The organism is Pantoea ananatis LMG 2665, from assembly GCF_000710035.2.
GTDB classification, from domain to species: domain Bacteria; phylum Pseudomonadota; class Gammaproteobacteria; order Enterobacterales; family Enterobacteriaceae; genus Pantoea; species Pantoea ananatis.
The window spans coordinates 204,598-220,847 of sequence record NZ_JMJJ01000010.1 but is presented as its reverse complement, the minus strand read 5'-3'; the positions used below and the strand labels follow the sequence as shown (position 1 = coordinate 220,847).

Sequence of the window (16,250 nt, the reverse complement as noted above, 5' to 3'; positions counted from 1 at the left end):
AAGGCATACGTACGCCTCCCGCAGGTTTGCAGGATTATAAAAATAATATTTATCTGAAGCCTACAGATAATCGACGAGGAAATTAAATCTCAAAGAATGTATTTCAATATGATGAAAGGTATTATTTCTCAAAAATAATAATACCTTTCATAAAAGCTTAACTTACCGGCCAGAAAACAGGGTACGGTTAATCAGGAACCATAATTTACCCGGCTGGATGAATATTTTATGAATATTCATCATCGGCTGACCACGGAAAAAATAATTAAGAACGGTGAAAGCCATAAACTCGGTAATGACAACGCTTATCGCCGCTCCGGTGATGCCAAACAGCGGCACCAACGTTACCGTCGTTGCCAGACACACGGCCAACACACAAAACGTTTTTTTGATCAGATAACGATAACCGTTGTACTTGATGATGAATCTGTCCATTACGCTGCTCAGCACACCGAACATGGCACCAACGCTTAACAGCACCATGGGCGCAATTGCTTCGGTGTAGGCCGCGCCATAGAAATGCGCAATAAACCACGGGCCGACAAGGATGATGCCAAGGATCACACCAAGTGAAACGGCAATGACCAGCAACTGCAGTTTTTGGGCCCGCACCACGGCCACGTCAGGATCGCGTTCGGCAAACAGAGCCGGATAGAAAGAAGCCAGCAGCGCATTAGGCAAAAACACCCACGCCACTGACAACGTCATCGCGACCGAAAAAATACCCGCCTCTTTCAGGCCTAAAAACCAAGAGACGCTGAGCTGATTCAGTCGGGTGTAAATGGTAATCGCGATAACCGACATCACCAGCGAACGCCCGGCCTGAAGGATATAGCGGCTGTAACGGCGAATATGGCTCAGCCTGGGAAGCGGCGCTCGTACCTGAGAATGCCTGTGGTACCAGCCAAACACGCAAATTTTAATGACGAAAGGAATAAAAGTCGCCAGTACAATCGGAATCGCCAGCAACTCAGGTTCGAGCTGGTAGTACGAAATTCCATAGCGAATGCCCAGACTGATGAGCAGACCGGTCAGATTCGCCATGACATTCAGCCTGGCATTCAACACCGCTTCGTTATAGATGTTAATCAGGTCGATAGCAGAAAACAGGCAGGCCAGCGCGGCGGCGCAGATAAAGACAAAAGCCTGAGCACTCATCTCCTCACGCATCACGATGATGCCAATCACAGACAACACGCAGTAGATGGCAAAGACCAGCATGACGGCGGGCACCATAAGCCGGATGCCAGAGCGGTGGTTCTGCGCAATGCGTTTGAGCAGAATGACGTCGCAGCCCATCATGGCAACCGACTGGATAAACTGGAATATCAGCATCGAAATCGCGATGACGCCGAACGTCACAGGCCCCACGTATTTCGCCACAAAAGAGGTGACGAACATCAGCCCAAAGACGGCAACCAGCTTCTCAATAATCATCCACAGGGAGTTTTGTAGCTTCTGTTTCACGACCGTGCCCTCAGCACATTCTGTGCGAAGTGACGCAGCCCCGATACCAGCCGCGGAGACAGAAAGAAAAAGGTGAAGTACAGGCTCCATGCATCCGGAATGACACCGGCGGCGCAATAAGCACGGTAATTTTGACGGTAGAGATCGATATATTGCTTAACAAACGCAGCGTTGAACTCCCTACTGTGCAGTGCTTTGTAAATGTGCGAAGCGGTCACCTTCAGGAACAAAAAGTAGTAAAAGCGTTCATGGGGGCGCAGCAGCAGCATTTTAATTCCTGCAAACGCCCGGACATAGGTGAAGTGTTTTTCTTTAAGATCCGAACGCGTGGCAGAGTTTCTTGATTCGACATAGTGATAAACCACACGACGGCTAAACACGACCTGCCCGTGGCGCGCAGCAGACAAATAACTGATGACAAACAACAGATCTTCAAAGTTAAAGATATCTTCACGGAAGCGCAACTGCTGCTGCTGCACGATGTCTCGGCGGAAAAACTTATCGCAAAGACCGTGCCTGGGCGTGTGATACAGCAGTTCACTTATCGCCTTATCCGCACTCATACAGCGCTGTGTGTCGTTTTCTGTTACCTCTGACAGAGGTTCCCCATCATGAGAAAACGTACGCGATTCGCCTACGGCTAAAATTGCATCGTCCTTCATGAGCATCAGCCAGGTATCAAGTACACGTGGGGGCAGGAAATCGTCAACATCAACGAAAGAAATAAAGGTACCCTTTGCGGCGTCCAGCCCACAGTTACGCGCTGAAGAAACCCCGCCATTAGGCTTATCGATGATCAATACACCAGGATAATTCTGGTATTCATTCAACAGTTCAAGTGAATTATCGCTGGATCCATCATTCACCAGAATCAGTTCACAGCGCTCAGCCTGTGGCTGCTTAAGAATACTCTTAACGCAGCGCGCAATAAATTCGGCGCCATTGTAAACGGGCACAATAAATGACACTAAAGGGCCCTGCTGATTATTAATCATATAACCTCTGGTGTGACAAATTTATTAAAATGAAATGCAGAGAGATGGCCAGTTAGTCCCAACTATTTTTTATTTGAACAATTTTTGGCTACTCTAAATCAGTCGTATGTAGGCACATCGTCAATTTTTGTATCAAAATGTTTTAAAGAACTCCAGTGATAAAAAAAACCAAAAAAAACAAAACAATAACAGATAAATTAGGAGTATTCTGTAATTTATAAAGGACCTGGAATACCGTCTGAAATGCACAAAGGATGGTATATTCCACTTTACACAAATGCGGATCGTTTTCGCAATAAGCCGGCTCTACAAACCGCCCCACAATGCGAAATCAGGACTCTCTTAATCGTAGTCTTACGGGGAGGAAGTGAGGATTCTGTCTCAGGAATAAGAATATCCTTATAATAGCCATCAAAATGCTAAAGGCGGCATAACTAAAAAAACAGCAAAGTCCACAACTAAATAAATATATAAAGCAGAAGACGCCATCGTGTTTAATTAACGTTTAACTTCATGCATCGGTGTATTGAAGATATATCGCCACGCTAAATATTCACGCGGCTGATATATCGAATACTCTTTTTTGCTTAAACGGCCTGTTTTTTTAAACATCACATTTTGGCCGGTAGCCGTCATGCTCACACGGGCCTATGAGCACGCACTATGTATTGTACCTAAATCGAAACAGGCTGAGGGCCAATCAACTGCCGCGTGATTAAGGCTGTTGTCAGCGGGCACAGTGGTTTTCAGGATCGGGGCAACTGACAACGCCCTGGCGTCGGACCATCAGTACCATTGCGCCCATCACGCCAACAGCAACAGAGGCGAGTTCCGGGCGCTGATTCGTCGCACGGCAAACGCCCTAACCTGTATGCTGATGTTTGGCGCATCCCTGGCAGCCCCCACAACCCACTGAGGTTGCCACGCTGGAAAAAGGCGTCACCTTCACGCGCGTGCTGAATCGCCGCAGCAGAACAAACACCACAGCGTTGACCATTACGACACCGATCAGGCAAAGCGCACTCACGCCAGGGTGGCTGCGGAAGCTGACGCTCTGATAAAACAGCGTGGCGACGGAATAGGCGACGTTTAAACCCCAAAAGAATGAAAACAGCATCCAGTTTCTTCCAGCCTCGCGGGCAATCGCCCCCATAACCGAGACGCAGGGCACGTAAAGCAGCACAAAAATTAAGTAGCTGTAAGCGGCAAAGCCGTTGCCAAACTTCGCACTCATCACGCCCATCTGCCTGGCATTTATTTCACTGTCTCCTTTGCTGGCCTCGATAGGATTTGCCAGCGCGCTCAGGCGAAACGCCGCTTGCAGACTGTTGCCGGTTTCTGTGAGTGCGTCGCCCAGCTCACCTAACAGATCAAAGTGCTGCGGATCAAAGGCACCGCTTTGCACATCTTCTCCGACATAGAGGCTGTTCAGCGTTCCAACCACCACTTCCTTTGCCATAATGCCGGTGACCAGGCCCACAGTGGCCTGCCAGTTATCCGGAGTGATCCCGATTGGCCGCAGTGCTGGCGTGACGACTTTGCTGGCTGAGGCCAGGGCGGACTGGTTGATATTGTCCACCGTCGATCCGTTAAACGAAAAGCTGCTGAGCAGACCGATAACCATGCTCACTAAAATGATGACCCGTCCGGCACGGATGATAAACATTTTCAGGCGCTGCCAGGTCTGGATCAGCAGGCTCTTGAGATGGGGACGATGATAGACGGGCAGCTCCATCACAAACGGAGACGCTTCTCCACGCAGCAGCGTATGTTTCAGGATCAACCCGGTGATAATCGCCACAGCAATGCCCAGCACGTAAAGGGAAAAGACCAGGCTGGCGCTGTAAGCCCCAAAAAACGTGGCGGCAAATACAGCAAAAATGGCCAGACGAGCGCCGCAGGACATGAAGGGCGCAATCAGCACCGTAAGTAAGCGCTCACGGGGTGTGTCGAGCGTGCGGGCGCCCATAACGGATGGCACATTGCAGCCAAAGCCGACGATTAAGGGAACAAAGGATTTACCGGGCAGGCCCAGCGACTGCATCAGGCGATCGATAACAAATGCTGCACGCGCCATGTAACCGGAATCTTCCAGAAAAGAGAGAAACAGATACATTAGGCCAATCTGCGGCAGAATCGGTAGCACGGTATTGATTCCGGCACCGATTCCCTGTGCCAGAAACACCGTCACCCAGTCGGGAAAGTCAAAGTGAAAACCCAGCCATTGCGTGCCATGAATAAACAGCGCCACCGAACCGCTATCGAATAGTGGCTGGAGGGCGGCACCAATATTGATCGACAGAACAAACATCAGGTACATCACACCCAGAAAAACTGGAATACCTGCCCACCGGTTGAGCACGATGCTGTCCAGTCCTTCAGTCAGCGTGCCCGGCGCCGACTGCTGAATATTACTGACGGCGGCACAGAGCGTCGCAATGGCCTGATAACGGCTGTCGGCGATCACCATCGCCGGATCGCCGCCAGCCTCCTCAACAATCTCGGGCAAATGCGCTACGGCCGCAGGACAAACCTCACGGCTGTGAACATCGCCTTCCAGTAGCTGTAACGCCAGCCAGCGCTGTTTTTGCGCGCTGATCTCGCCGGGCATCATAGCGCGGAGCCGGGAAATCGCTGCTTCGATCCCGGACGGGTACACCACCGGCGGCGGCGCGATCTCTTTTTGCCAGCTATCAATGGCGTCTTTCAGCTTAGCGATGCCGTCAGCACGGGTAGAAGTCAGGGTGACAACCGGACAGCCCAGACGGGCTGAGAGTGCAGCGATATCAATGCGAATGTTATGGCTGGCCGCAATGTCCTGCATAGTCAGCGCCACAATGCAGGGAACCCCCAGTTCCAGTAACTGAAACGTCAGGAAAAGATGGCTCTCCAGGTTTGAACTGTCGATCACGTTCACAATCAGGTCGGCGTGATCGTCAAACAGGTATCGGCAGGCGATGCTTTCATCAACAGAGCCGTCCGCCGAACAGGTGGTGAGCGAGCGGGTGCCTGGCAAATCCACCAGTCGCACATCCGTTGTGGCGGTAAAAAACTGCCCTTCTTTACGTTCGACAGTGACGCCAGCCCAGTTGCCGACGCGCTGACGTGCGCCAGTAAGCTGGTTAAACAGCGTGGTTTTGCCGGTATTTGGGTTGCCAATCAGGCCAAGAGTCAATGTTTTCATCAGCGTATTTCTTCCAGCATGACGGACGCCAGGTCCTGCTGCCTGACCGCAAGGCTCACGCGACGCGTGCGGACCTGCACGGGATCGCCCAGCGGTGCGATCCGAACGACCTCAATCAGCGTGCCGGGTAACATGCCCATAGTTAATAATTTTTGCCGCCAGGCGGGATGAATAGAATGTTGGTATCCCCTGATGCGATAGGTTGTACCTGGTGTAATTTGCATGGCCTTATCCGTTCCGGTAACAGCAGAAAGGGATTATACAAATGATAACTATTCTTGTTTATTGATCTGGATGGGCAGAACCCCAGGAAAGCAGAAATGAATGGGGTGGTGGCGATCGGGATAAGCGGGCCTGTTCAACAACGGGCCGTGGCCAGCGCAAGGCCGTGCGCTGGCCGGGTTTGCTACATGGCCGCCTGCCTGTCTGACTTAAATAAAATTAAACCTTGCTTAATATGTTCAACCTCTATAGTGTAGCGACATCGGTTTGGAACACAGACCTTATGAAAGCAGTTTTAGTAAAGCAGTCCTCAGTTCAAGCGTCATTCCCAGATGCCCTTCTTCATGAGCCTCCTCCTAAGTGCCCAATAAGTAAAATCTGCAAAACAGGCCATCTTCGTCACCTTGCGTGGCTCAAAATGAAAAGGACACATCTATGTCAACTAAAATGACTGGTTTAGTAAAATGGTTTAACGCTGATAAAGGCTTCGGCTTTATTTCTCCTCAGGACGGCAGCAAAGATGTATTCGTACATTTCTCTGCTATTCAGAGCAGCGATTTCAAAACATTAGATGAAGGCCAGAAAGTGGAGTTCTCAATCGAGAACGGCCCTAAAGGTCCTTCAGCTGGCAATGTTGTTGCTCTGTAACAGCTGATGCCCTCACGACCGCTTACGATAGCGATGATGGCAACAGCCTGAGCAGTTAAGTCGTTGTGAAAAGAACCCGCCTTGTGCGGGTTTTTTTATGCCTGTCATAAACTGCATTCGCCCTTGCTGCAGCCTTCCAGAATATTGTTCGCCCTCCATTGCGCCAGCACGCCTGACATCCGCTAACCTCTGCATCGCTTGCACGAATAACGCCAGTGGGAGAAAAGCGCCGGGCATCAGGTTTTCATTATTATTTCAAAGCGTTATTATATTCACGTGAAAATACAGGCATCGGGTGTGCAAAATAACGACGCATGGGCGCAAACCGTGGACCTTTTTATTATTCTCAGATCACAATAATGTATCTGATGGTACATTTTAGCCGCGCTGCCTTTTATCATTGAGACGATGTTCCCCAAGGGCTCGCTAACATTTTCTCTCTTCAGAAAAGCCGCTTTTATTTCTTAGTTATTGTCATAGATCACATTATTTATCGCGTCACTATTAAGCTAATCATTTTAATACCGATAAACCTGTATCACCTTTTACCGGGATTACTGCAATGCTTAAAAACCTTAAAATCACGACGGGTATTGTTGCCGTGTTATTTCTTTTTAGTGCGCTATTGACCATTACGGGCTTTCTTTTTTATTCCTCTGTCAGTCAGGCCGGGCGCAATTTCTCGCATACTGAACAACTTACGCTGCAGCAACAACAGTTGAGCGACAGTGTACAAACGCTGATTAAAACCCGCGTGACGATCAGCCGCGTGGCGATTCGCTTCCTTAAAAACCAGAAAGATCCGGCGTCACTGGCGTCTATTGCCAAACTGCTGGAGGTGGCAAAACAATCCGCCGATAAAGCTGATGAGTATTTCCAGGCTTATAAGACCGCACCCGCATTACCGGGTCAGCATGCTGAGGTGACAAAAAATGTCGAGGCGGCTTACAACAAGATGCACGAAACAATGCTCGCCTCAGTAGACTTCCTGAAAAATAATAACTATCAGGGTTACGGGAATCTTGATGCGCAGGAAGCTCAGGATAATCTGGATAAGGCTTATCAGACATGGCGCAGTGCGAACTACCAGTTAATGAAGCAGATAGCCGCTGAAAACGATAGCAACTACAGTAATATGCTGTGGACGTTGCTGATTATCGCGATCATTGCCCTTGTCACCGTTGCCACTGTTTGGGCCGGTCTGAGAACCCTGCTGCTGAAACCGCTGAGCATGGCGACGGATTACATGCGTGCTATCTCTGCCGGTGATCTGACTCAGGAGATCGCCAGTGAGAGTCAAAATGAAACCGGCAGACTGCTTCGCCAGCTCGAAGAGATGCGCAGTGCGCTGGTTGTCACCATCCGCTCTGTGGATGATGCCACGCAGTCAATTTTTACCGGCGCGGCAGAAGTTTCTGCCGGCAGTACCGATCTCTCCTCGCGCACCGAACAACAGGCCGCAGCCCTTGAGGAAACCGCAGCCAGCATGGAGCAGCTCACCTCAACGGTAAAACTGAACGCGGAAAATGCTCAGCAGGCAACCACCATGGCGAAAGATGCCTCCGTGATGGCCTCGCAGGGTGGGCAAATCGTCGCGAAGGTGATCGCCAACATTGAACAGATAAGTGAAAGCTCAAAACAGATCGCCAGCGACAGCATCGCCTTCCAGACCAATGACAGCATCGCCTTCCAGACCAATATCCTGGCGCTTAACGCCGCAGTGGAAGCCGCGCGTGCGGGCGAGCAGGGACGTGGTTTTGCTGTGGTGGCCGGTGAAGTGCGGTCTCTGGCCGGTCGCAGCGCCAGCGCGGCCCAGGAAATACGCACGCTGATTGACCAGTCCACCCAACGCGTAAACAGTGGTTCGACGCACGCCTCAGAAGCAGGCGATGTGATGGGCAGCATTGTGAATTCCGTTAACAGCGTGACGCAGTTGATGGCAGAGATTGCCTCAGCCTCGGCCGAGCAGACGCGCGGCATTGAGCAGGTGAGTAAAGCGGTATCTGAAATGGACGGCGTCACGCAGCAAAACGCCGCGCTGGTTGAAGAGTCGGCCAGTGCCGCTGCATCGCTGGAGGATCAGGCAACGCAGTTACGCCAGTCGGTAGCGGTGTTTAACACAGGCAGAACCCCGGCCGCAGGTCAGAATGTGCTGCGTAAACCATCGCTGAAGAAGCCTTTAGCGGAGAGCACTAGCGCTGGCCTGTCAGCGGAAAACTGGCAGTCCTTCTGATTGCATTGCTGCGGGGCAAGTGCCTGCCCCGCAGCATCGCGTTTTAGTGACCAGAAACGTCAATGACCTTCGTATCCTTGCCCCAACCAGATAAAAATGCTGACGAGACCAGCGCCGGATGCACGCCTGTCACCACCACATCGACTAACGCTGATGCAACAAAAGGATCGTCATCCAGCATAGTCCTGACGGCATGCTCATCGGGTGCCGCCGCTAATACCAGTCCGCCGCGCTGATGCTCCAGGGGGCCGGCAAATATCACCTTGCCTGCTTTGATATTGTCAGCCAGCCATGCTTTATGACCTGGATTGTATTTTTCTCGTTCCGCTTCAGAACGACGATAAATGAGCGTGATAACGTAAAGCATGAGCTATCCTCCGATTTATTACAGATTTAGGGACTGAATAAGCGTCGCGGCAGCATGGCGAGCGTTATCCATTTCGCGCAGCAGAATTGCTTCGCCTTTTGACGCCCCTTCTGCACGAACAAAATGAATGTTCTTGATGCCTAGAAATCCAAAAAAGGCAGAGAGATAGCGCTCCTGAAAATCCATATCTTCAAACTGACCACCGTGGTAAAAGCCGCCTCGTGCTGAAGCAATAATCACGGTTCGCCCACCGGATAATCCTACCGGACCGTTCTCGGTGTATTTGAAGGTCTTGCCTGCCTGAGCGAGCCGATCCAGCCAGGCTTTAAGCTGAGTTGGCACCGAGAAGTTATACATAGGTGCACCTACCAGGATGACGTCACTGGCAAGGAATTCCGCCACCAGGCTTTCAGATAATCGATGCTGCTGGATAACGCGCTCATCGAACACGTCTCCGTCCAGCGATCTGAATCCTGCTGCAATGGGTCCTGTAAGGTGGCTGATCTCATCCGCTACCACGTCGCGGTAAACCACGTGAGTATCCGGGTATTTTTCAGTCAGTCTGCTAGCGATATCTGCCGTCAATTGACGAGTAACGGATTGCGCTTGAAGAATACTGGCGTCGATATGAAGTAATCGGATCATGTCATTCCCCTGGTAAAGTTAACGCTACGGAGTGGTAAGGGTCCTGGCGGCGCGATCTATCAAAGCCGCAACCTGTTCAGGATGTGAAACAAGAGACATATGACTGGAGGCGATGCGCTCAATGCTGGCTCCGATGGAGGCAGCAATGCGCGTCTGGACGGCAGGCGGTAGCGCCTTGTCATCTGTGGTCAGCAAATACCATGAGGGTTTGCTTTTCCATGCGGCCCGTTTCACCTTGTCATCAAACGCCCGCGCCGCTATGGGCTGCTGGACCGCAGTCAGTTCACGCACCAGTGCTTCAGGCACGTCACCGGCCATGATCTCAGCGAAATGGTCTGCACTATCGAGCCAGATCAGTCCATGACTGTCAGCCAACATCCCTGTCATCGGGGCATGAAGTCGCTGCAACAGATCGGCGGCAGATTCACCGCTGTTAGGCACCAGCGCAGAGAGAAACACCATCCCTTTGACCTTTGGATCATTTGCCGCGTCGGCAACCACCACCCCGCCCCAGGAATGCCCCACCAGCAGCACCGGCCCCTGTTGACGCGCAATGACATGCTCAGTGGCATTGACATCATCCTGCAGCGAGGTCAGCGGATTCTGTACGGCAGTAACGTGATAGCCTTTATGCTGAAGCTGGGTAATCACGGCTTTCCAGCTTGAGCCATCGGTAAAAGCGCCGTGAACTAACACAATGTTTTTGATGGCTGCTGCCTCCGCCATGATTTGCGTGCTGAGTAACGTCAGGCCCAGCAGAACGGCGAGTTTTAAACGTATCGCTTTTCCTGTTTTTCCCCACATCCGTCTTTCCACCCATTAGCCGTTATCATGCAGACCATCGTAACCCTGTAAAAAACACCTTGTAAGATGGCGAACTGGACAATTAACATGCAAAACTCGCCATTAAGAGGAAAACGCATATGCGCATTGCGATTGTGGCGCTGGAAGGCAGCCTGTCTTCAGCGATTAACGGGTTTTGTGACACCTTATGGATTGCTCGCCAGGTTATCGCTTCCCGCCCCGACTATGCTGAACGCGTTGCCAGCACGCTGTTAGAAACGCAAATTGTCAGCGCAGATGGTCAACCGGTTCGGGATGCGCAAGGCCGATGGCTTCATGTCGATGGGGATTTTGCCCAGGCCGCTCAGGCCGACATCGTACTGGTAGGTGGAATGGCGCTCGGCAGCGACAGGTTTCCGCTTCATGCCGGTGCGGTCACGCATGCGGCGCAGTGGATAAAAAAAATGCATCAGCAGGGCGCAACGGTAGGTGCCGCCTGCGCTGGGGGTTTAGTGCTGGGCGAGGCGGGATTGCTCGATCGCCGACGTTGTACCACCACCTGGTGGCTTTTTCCTACACTGCGGGAGCGTTACCCTCACGCCCGTCCTGTCTGGGGAAAAACGCTGGAACAGCAGGACAACATTATTACCACAGGCGGCCCGCTTTCCTGGACCGCCCTCACGTTGCACCTGCTCCAGACGATGCTGGGGGCTGACATTACCAGACAGATTGCCGATATGACGGTGGCTGATGCCCAACCCTTGTCGCAACGTCTCTACGCACCGCCCGGCTTTATCAATACCCAGCACCCCTTGCTCATGCGGGCTGAAGAGATTATTCGTTATCAAAACCCCGGCATTACGGCAGAACAGTTGGCATCCGCCCTGCATACCAGCGAACGCACGCTTCACCGCAAAATGAAATCGCTGACCGGGGAAAGCCCCAAGACCTTCATCACCCGGGTAAGAATTGAAGGTGCCTGTATTCAGTTGGAAAACCCCGCCGTGAGCATTCGCAAAGTAGCGGCCGACTGCGGTTATTCGGATGAGACGAGTTTTCGTAAAGCATTTAGCCAGATGATGGAGATGACGCCGCTGCGTTATCGCCAGTGGATAGCTGCACGCGCGTCATCTGAGATCCGGTGATGAGCGGAGCGCGTGCAGCGCCGCCCAACTGGCCTCTTTAATGCTGCCGTCTTTACCAAACAGCAGCGGCCCGGTCGCCAGCGCGTCCCCCGCCTTCGGTGTCGCAGCCGTGCGGTGCGGCGTATCCCAAACGCCCCACGTTAAAATGGCGGCAACGCCCGCCTCCAGAACCAGTGAAAGATAGCGTTTATACAGCGCGGCAACCGCCATCGGCCGGCTCTCCATCGGCACGCTGCTGTCATCCACGTCCAGTTCGGTGATGTACACCTTCAGGCCAAGCGATTTCACGTCGTGAATAAATGCCGCCAGCCCCGGCCCAAAAGCGGGATGGGGACCGGCTTTGAGATGAGACTGGATGCCGAGCGCGCCAATCGGAATATGTCTGGACTGCAAGTCGCGCAGCATAGCCAGTACCGCCGCCCGTTTCCTTTGCCCACTCACATCGTCACTTTCCAGCCCGTAATCGTTGTAACAGATGACCGCATGGGGATCGGCCTGGTGCAGCGCCTCGCAGGCAATATCCATATAACGCGTACCAAGCCGCTGATACCAGAAACTGTTGCGCCATCCACCAGGTTGTCCGTCGGCGAGATTGATGATTTCGTTAGCCACGTCCCAACTGTGAATCTGCCCGCGGTAGCGGCCCGCAACGGTCGCTATATGCTGCCTCAAAACCTTCTCCAGCTCAGCCTCATCAGCAATAGCCTGTACCCAGTCCGGCAGGGCGCGGTGCCAGCAAAACGTATGCCCGCGAAGCCTTATCCCCTGCTCGCGGGCAAAGGCGGCGATCGCATCGGGCCCGGCGAAATCGTAGCGATCGCGCGCGGGATGGACGGCCATCCATTTCAGCGCATTTTCCGGCACGATAATGCTCGCCTGACTCGCCACAAACTGCCGATAGTGCGCATCGGATTGCAGACTGTCGGGCCTGACGGCAAAGCCAAACAGCCGATGACTTTGCGCCGCAACAGTTTTAAGGGCGGGAAAAGGTGGGATGGATGCCAGAACTGGCAACGGCAGCGCGCCCGCCAGCATCAGCGCCGCGCTGCTTTTCAGAAACCGGCGTCGGCATGGCGAGGTTGAGGTAAAGACGGTATCGGTAAGACGTAGCGCCACGATGCCTCCGGATTCCAGTGGGCAATATTCCGGCCACGTTGGCCCGGCCCCTGCTTTTTTATAGCGCCAAACGACCTCGCCGTCTGCCGCGATTCTTTGCATTCTGGTTAAGATGGGTTTCAGACTGTAAAAAATGCAAGGTCAGGTTCCGTGCCGGGAAAAGATGGCCTTATCAGCTGGCATCGCCGGCGCCTGATGGCGGGCAAAACAGATGAAAATACGTTCCCTTTCATCTGCCCTATACGGGCTAAATTCATCTCACCCTTCTCATCCGTCTCGGCACATTGCATTCGCCTGGCGCACGGGTTGATAAGCCGAATTAAATAACGAGGATTTTCCTTTGCTAAGCTGAAAGATATACCTTATTCGTTTAACCAAGGAGAATGCTATGACGCAGCTTAAAACCCGCCAGCTCGGCAACAGTGGTATCAACGTGCCGCTTCTGACTTTTGGCGGCAATGTGTTTGGCTGGACGGTAGACGAGAAAACCTCGTTTTCCCTACTTGATGCGCTGGTTGAAAAAGGTCTGTTCTTTATTGATACCGCAGACGTCTATTCCCGCTGGGCACCAGGCAATCAGGGTGGCGAGTCAGAAACCATCATCGGCAAATGGCTGAAGAAAAGCGGCAAACGCGACAAGATCGTGCTGGCGACAAAAGTCGGTATAGAGATGTCGCCAGAGAAAAAAGGGCTGAAACCCGCCTATATTCGCCAGGCCGTGGAGGATTCCCTGCGCCGCCTGCAAACGGATGTTATCGACCTCTATCAGGCACATCGTGACGACGAATCCACGCCGCTGGCCGATACGCTGGGCACTTTCGACGCACTGGTGAAAGAAGGAAAAGTGCGGGCGCTGGGTGCATCCAATTACAGCGCGCAGCGGTTGCAGGCGGCGCTGGATATCAGCAAGCAGCAGGGGCTGGCGCGCTATGAAACCCTGCAGCCGGAATACAACCTTTACGACCGTGAAGGTTATGAAAGTGAACTGGAGCAGGTCGCACGCGACAACCACCTTGGCGTGATCAATTACTATGCGCTGGCCAGCGGCTTTCTGAGCGGTAAATACAAGAAACCTCAGGATGCCGCGAAAAGTCAGCGCGGCCAGGGCATTGTGGATAAATACCTGAACGAACGCGGCTTGCGGATTGTTGAGGCGCTCGAAGATGTCGCCGCCTCGCATGATGCTTCGGCTACTCAGGTTGCACTGGCCTGGCTGATTGCCCGTCCGGGTATTACGGCACCGATCGTCAGCGCCACCTCCCTGCAACAGCTTGATGAACTGGTAAAGGCAACGGAACTGGCCTTAAGTAAGCAGGAGATTGAAGAACTCTCCCGCGCCAGCAAAGCCTGAGGCGAAAGGGATGCTCCGGCATCCCTTTTTTTACGCTGCCTCGCAATAAATGCCTTTTCTGTTAAAAACATATTCGTTCAGAGAGAGCTGTCACACTTGCGTTAATTACTTATTATCTTGACGTTATATACGCACGGATTTGCAAAAATTGACATTTAGTCAGCATTATTCTCTGCCCTGTCAATTACTGTCATTCACACAAGAATAATGATTATGAATATGCAAAAAGCAGTGCAGTTTATGCCTCGCCTGGCCGCGGGCACCCTGATGTTTACGATGCTAAGCGCCTCCGCGCTGGCCGCCGATGCCTTCAGCTACGATTCACCTTATCTGTTTGGTGACTGGAACGGTTCGCGAACACAGCTGGAACAAGACGGCATTAAATTAGACGTTAATTACACCATGGAAAGCGCCGCTAATCTGGGCGGCGGCGCCGATACCCATACCTCAATGCGTTACAGCGATCAGTGGGCTTTCGGGGCCAATTTTGACCTGCAAAAACTCCTCGACTGGCAGGATACTCAGTTCCAGGTGACCATCACCGATCGTAATGGTCGCAACATCTCCGATCAGGTTGCCGACCGTCGCACCGGGATGCTCTCTTCGACACAGGAAGTCTACGGCCGCGGCCAGACCTGGCGACTGACGCAGTTCTGGTTAAGCAAAGGCCTTTTCGATAACACAGTGAATGTTAAAGCCGGCCGCGTTACCGTCGGAGAAGACTTCGATAATTTCGACAGCAAGTTTCAGAACCTGGCATTCGGCAGCGGTCAGGCCGGTAACTGGCGCGGCGATCGCTGGTTTAACTGGCCGGTATCCCAGTGGGGCGGACGGGTGAAGGTTAACTTTACCCCTGAGGTCTTTTTCCAGGTTGGTTTCTATAATCAGAACCGCGCGAACTACGACCGGGGCGACGGCTTCCGTCTTGATACCAGCAATTCTGAAGGCAATCTGGTGCCGGTCGAACTGGGCTGGAAACCGACTTTCGGACCGGAGAAGCTGCCGGGTAATTATCGCATCGGCTACTACTACTCGTCGGCAAATGGCGATAACTACGGCAGCTGGCGTGATGGCGCCTATCAGAGCAAAGACCATGCCTACGGCGGCTATGTGCTGTTACAGCAGCAGCTTACGGCACAAGGCGGTGATGCCAGCCGTGGCCTGGGCGTCAGCCTTCAGGCGGTCATGAACGATCATAAAACCTCTAAAACAGATAACTACCAGTCCATCAGCTTCACCTGGAAAGGGCCGTTTGATGCCCGTCCGCAGGATGAGATTGGTGTGGGGGCCGCGCGTATTCACGTTAACAGCGCCTATACCCGCTCGCTGCGTGCGCAGAACGATGCCAGCGGCCAGACTGACTTTACGAGTCCAACCTACCTGCCCATCCAGGAGGGGTCGGAATACAATTATGAGATTTACTACAACGCCCAGTTGACCAGGTGGCTGCAGTTGCGTCCTAACCTGCAATACGTTGTTGCGCCGGGCGCCGTCAGTGAGGTGAAAGATGCCTTTGTGGGTGGAATCAGCGCTAACGTGAACTTCTGATTCCGCCTTCATGCCAGCCGGGCAGGTGACCGCATCCGGCTGGCTGGTTTTATCGTGCACGTGGCAGCGCCCCGGCGTGCCGCGCTGGCTCACCTGGCCCCGTGCGAGTGACCTCCCCTTCCTCTGCCAGCAATATGCGCAATATTTTGCAAATCATGCCTCATGTGATGCGATATAACCGTATCACACGCGTTCAGACTGTCAGGAAAAAAATGAAAACCTACGTCAGCAAAGCTTTCTCAGCCGAAAAGGCCTGGGGCGCCCTCGACATTGCTAATTTTGAAGGCACAACCGTGCGCCTTCACTGGACAGACAGGCCTTACAAATGGCATATCAATGATGGCCAGGAAGTGTTTGCCGTTATGGATGGTTGCGTTGACATGCATTACAAGGAAGCGGGAGAAACGAAGACAATTCGTCTCGAAACGGGCGATATTTTCTATGCCAGTATCGGTACCGAGCATGTCGCCCATCCCCAGGGTGAAGCGCGAGTGCTGGTGATCGAAAAAGAAGGTTCAGTCTAATTCTGCTGGATTGCCCTTCTGC

Annotated in this window: 14 protein-coding genes; 6 read left to right on the top strand and 8 right to left on the bottom strand. The window is 52.6% G+C overall.

Annotation, left to right across the window (positions count from 1 at the left end; translation table 11 throughout):
- Positions 1–162: 162 nt before the first annotated feature.
- From EL29_RS19980 to feoA, 4 genes are all read right to left on the bottom strand, one after another.
- Entirely contained in the window at positions 163–1,467 is a 1,305-nt protein-coding gene (locus tag EL29_RS19980; RefSeq protein ID WP_028715961.1) for an oligosaccharide flippase family protein, read from the bottom strand.
- Positions 1,464–2,462, bottom strand: coding sequence for a glycosyltransferase family 2 protein (locus EL29_RS19975; protein ID WP_015701205.1), 999 nt, complete (start codon positions 2,460–2,462; stop codon positions 1,464–1,466). Before EL29_RS19975 ends, EL29_RS19980 begins: the two co-directional genes overlap by 4 nt.
- Positions 2,463–3,324: 862 nt before the next feature.
- Positions 3,325–5,646 (bottom strand): Fe(2+) transporter permease subunit FeoB, encoded by a 2,322-nt coding sequence (gene feoB / locus EL29_RS19970; protein ID WP_028715960.1) that lies wholly within the window; start codon positions 5,644–5,646, stop codon positions 3,325–3,327.
- On the bottom strand, positions 5,646–5,870 hold the full coding sequence (gene feoA / locus EL29_RS19965) for a ferrous iron transporter A (RefSeq protein ID WP_013024283.1): 225 nt from the start codon (positions 5,868–5,870) through the stop codon (positions 5,646–5,648). The genes feoB and feoA overlap by 1 nt, the downstream gene beginning before the upstream one ends.
- 433 nt (positions 5,871–6,303) lie before the next feature.
- Here feoA and cspE point away from each other — a divergent pair, with 433 nt between their 5' ends.
- Positions 6,304–6,516: a transcription antiterminator/RNA stability regulator CspE gene (cspE, locus tag EL29_RS19960; RefSeq protein WP_014606872.1), complete on the top strand. Its 213-nt coding sequence runs from the start codon at positions 6,304–6,306 to the stop codon at positions 6,514–6,516.
- Between the two features lie 562 nt (positions 6,517–7,078).
- Positions 7,079–8,749, top strand: a complete 1,671-nt coding sequence (locus EL29_RS19955) for a methyl-accepting chemotaxis protein (RefSeq protein ID WP_029571476.1) — start codon at positions 7,079–7,081, stop codon at positions 8,747–8,749.
- A gap of 43 nt (positions 8,750–8,792) precedes the next feature.
- Here EL29_RS19955 and EL29_RS19950 read toward each other — a convergent pair whose 3' ends face one another.
- From EL29_RS19950 to EL29_RS19940, 3 genes are read right to left on the bottom strand one after another with little or no spacing between them, the layout of a single operon-like run.
- Positions 8,793–9,116 carry a YciI family protein gene (locus EL29_RS19950; protein ID WP_013024280.1) on the bottom strand — a complete coding sequence of 108 codons (324 nt, stop codon included), beginning with the start codon at positions 9,114–9,116 and terminating at the stop codon, positions 8,793–8,795.
- 18 nt (positions 9,117–9,134) lie between these two features.
- Positions 9,135–9,761, bottom strand: coding sequence for an FMN-dependent NADH-azoreductase (locus EL29_RS19945; RefSeq protein ID WP_013024279.1), 627 nt, complete (start codon positions 9,759–9,761; stop codon positions 9,135–9,137).
- Positions 9,762–9,785: 24 nt separating this feature from the next.
- Positions 9,786–10,565, bottom strand: a complete 780-nt coding sequence (locus EL29_RS19940) for an alpha/beta fold hydrolase (RefSeq protein WP_028715959.1) — start codon at positions 10,563–10,565, stop codon at positions 9,786–9,788.
- A 119-nt stretch (positions 10,566–10,684) separates the two neighbouring features.
- Between EL29_RS19940 and EL29_RS19935 the strand changes: the two genes are divergently transcribed.
- A complete protein-coding gene (locus EL29_RS19935; protein WP_013024277.1) occupies positions 10,685–11,689 on the top strand; it encodes a GlxA family transcriptional regulator in 1,005 nt (334 codons plus the stop codon).
- Here the strand turns inward: EL29_RS19935 and EL29_RS19930 are convergent.
- A complete protein-coding gene (locus EL29_RS19930; RefSeq protein ID WP_228225441.1) occupies positions 11,672–12,805 on the bottom strand; it encodes an endo-1,4-beta-xylanase in 1,134 nt (377 codons plus the stop codon). The two genes, EL29_RS19935 and EL29_RS19930, sit on opposite strands and share 18 nt — an antisense overlap.
- A 388-nt stretch (positions 12,806–13,193) precedes the next feature.
- On the opposite strand from EL29_RS19930, the gene EL29_RS19925 reads away from it, so the two are divergent.
- The 3 genes from EL29_RS19925 to EL29_RS19915 all read left to right on the top strand — a co-directional run bounded on the left by EL29_RS19925 (position 13,194) and on the right by EL29_RS19915 (position 16,228).
- Positions 13,194–14,156, top strand: a complete 963-nt coding sequence (locus EL29_RS19925) for an aldo/keto reductase (RefSeq protein WP_013024275.1) — start codon at positions 13,194–13,196, stop codon at positions 14,154–14,156.
- 207 nt (positions 14,157–14,363) lie between these two features.
- Complete coding sequence (locus EL29_RS19920; RefSeq protein ID WP_013024274.1) at positions 14,364–15,704, top strand: carbohydrate porin; 1,341 nt, start codon at positions 14,364–14,366, stop codon at positions 15,702–15,704.
- Between the two features lie 212 nt (positions 15,705–15,916).
- Positions 15,917–16,228 carry a cupin domain-containing protein gene (locus EL29_RS19915; protein WP_014606875.1) on the top strand — a complete coding sequence of 104 codons (312 nt, stop codon included), beginning with the start codon at positions 15,917–15,919 and terminating at the stop codon, positions 16,226–16,228.
- Positions 16,229–16,250: the final 22 nt, after the last annotated feature.

Coding starts and splice junctions, on each gene's coding strand:
- EL29_RS19950 (WP_013024280.1), bottom strand. CDS start 9,116: ATGCTTTACGTTATCACGCTCATTTATCGTCGTTCTGAAGCGGAACGA.
- EL29_RS19935 (WP_013024277.1), top strand. CDS start 10,685: ATGCGCATTGCGATTGTGGCGCTGGAAGGCAGCCTGTCTTCAGCGATT.
- EL29_RS19945 (WP_013024279.1), bottom strand. CDS start 9,761: ATGATCCGATTACTTCATATCGACGCCAGTATTCTTCAAGCGCAATCC.
- EL29_RS19975 (WP_015701205.1), bottom strand. CDS start 2,462: ATGATTAATAATCAGCAGGGCCCTTTAGTGTCATTTATTGTGCCCGTT.
- EL29_RS19915 (WP_014606875.1), top strand. CDS start 15,917: ATGAAAACCTACGTCAGCAAAGCTTTCTCAGCCGAAAAGGCCTGGGGC.
- feoA (WP_013024283.1), bottom strand. CDS start 5,870: ATGCAAATTACACCAGGTACAACCTATCGCATCAGGGGATACCAACAT.
- cspE (WP_014606872.1), top strand. CDS start 6,304: ATGTCAACTAAAATGACTGGTTTAGTAAAATGGTTTAACGCTGATAAA.
- EL29_RS19955 (WP_029571476.1), top strand. CDS start 7,079: ATGCTTAAAAACCTTAAAATCACGACGGGTATTGTTGCCGTGTTATTT.
- EL29_RS19920 (WP_013024274.1), top strand. CDS start 14,364: ATGATTATGAATATGCAAAAAGCAGTGCAGTTTATGCCTCGCCTGGCC.
- EL29_RS19925 (WP_013024275.1), top strand. CDS start 13,194: ATGACGCAGCTTAAAACCCGCCAGCTCGGCAACAGTGGTATCAACGTG.
- EL29_RS19940 (WP_028715959.1), bottom strand. CDS start 10,565: ATGTGGGGAAAAACAGGAAAAGCGATACGTTTAAAACTCGCCGTTCTG.
- feoB (WP_028715960.1), bottom strand. CDS start 5,646: ATGAAAACATTGACTCTTGGCCTGATTGGCAACCCAAATACCGGCAAA.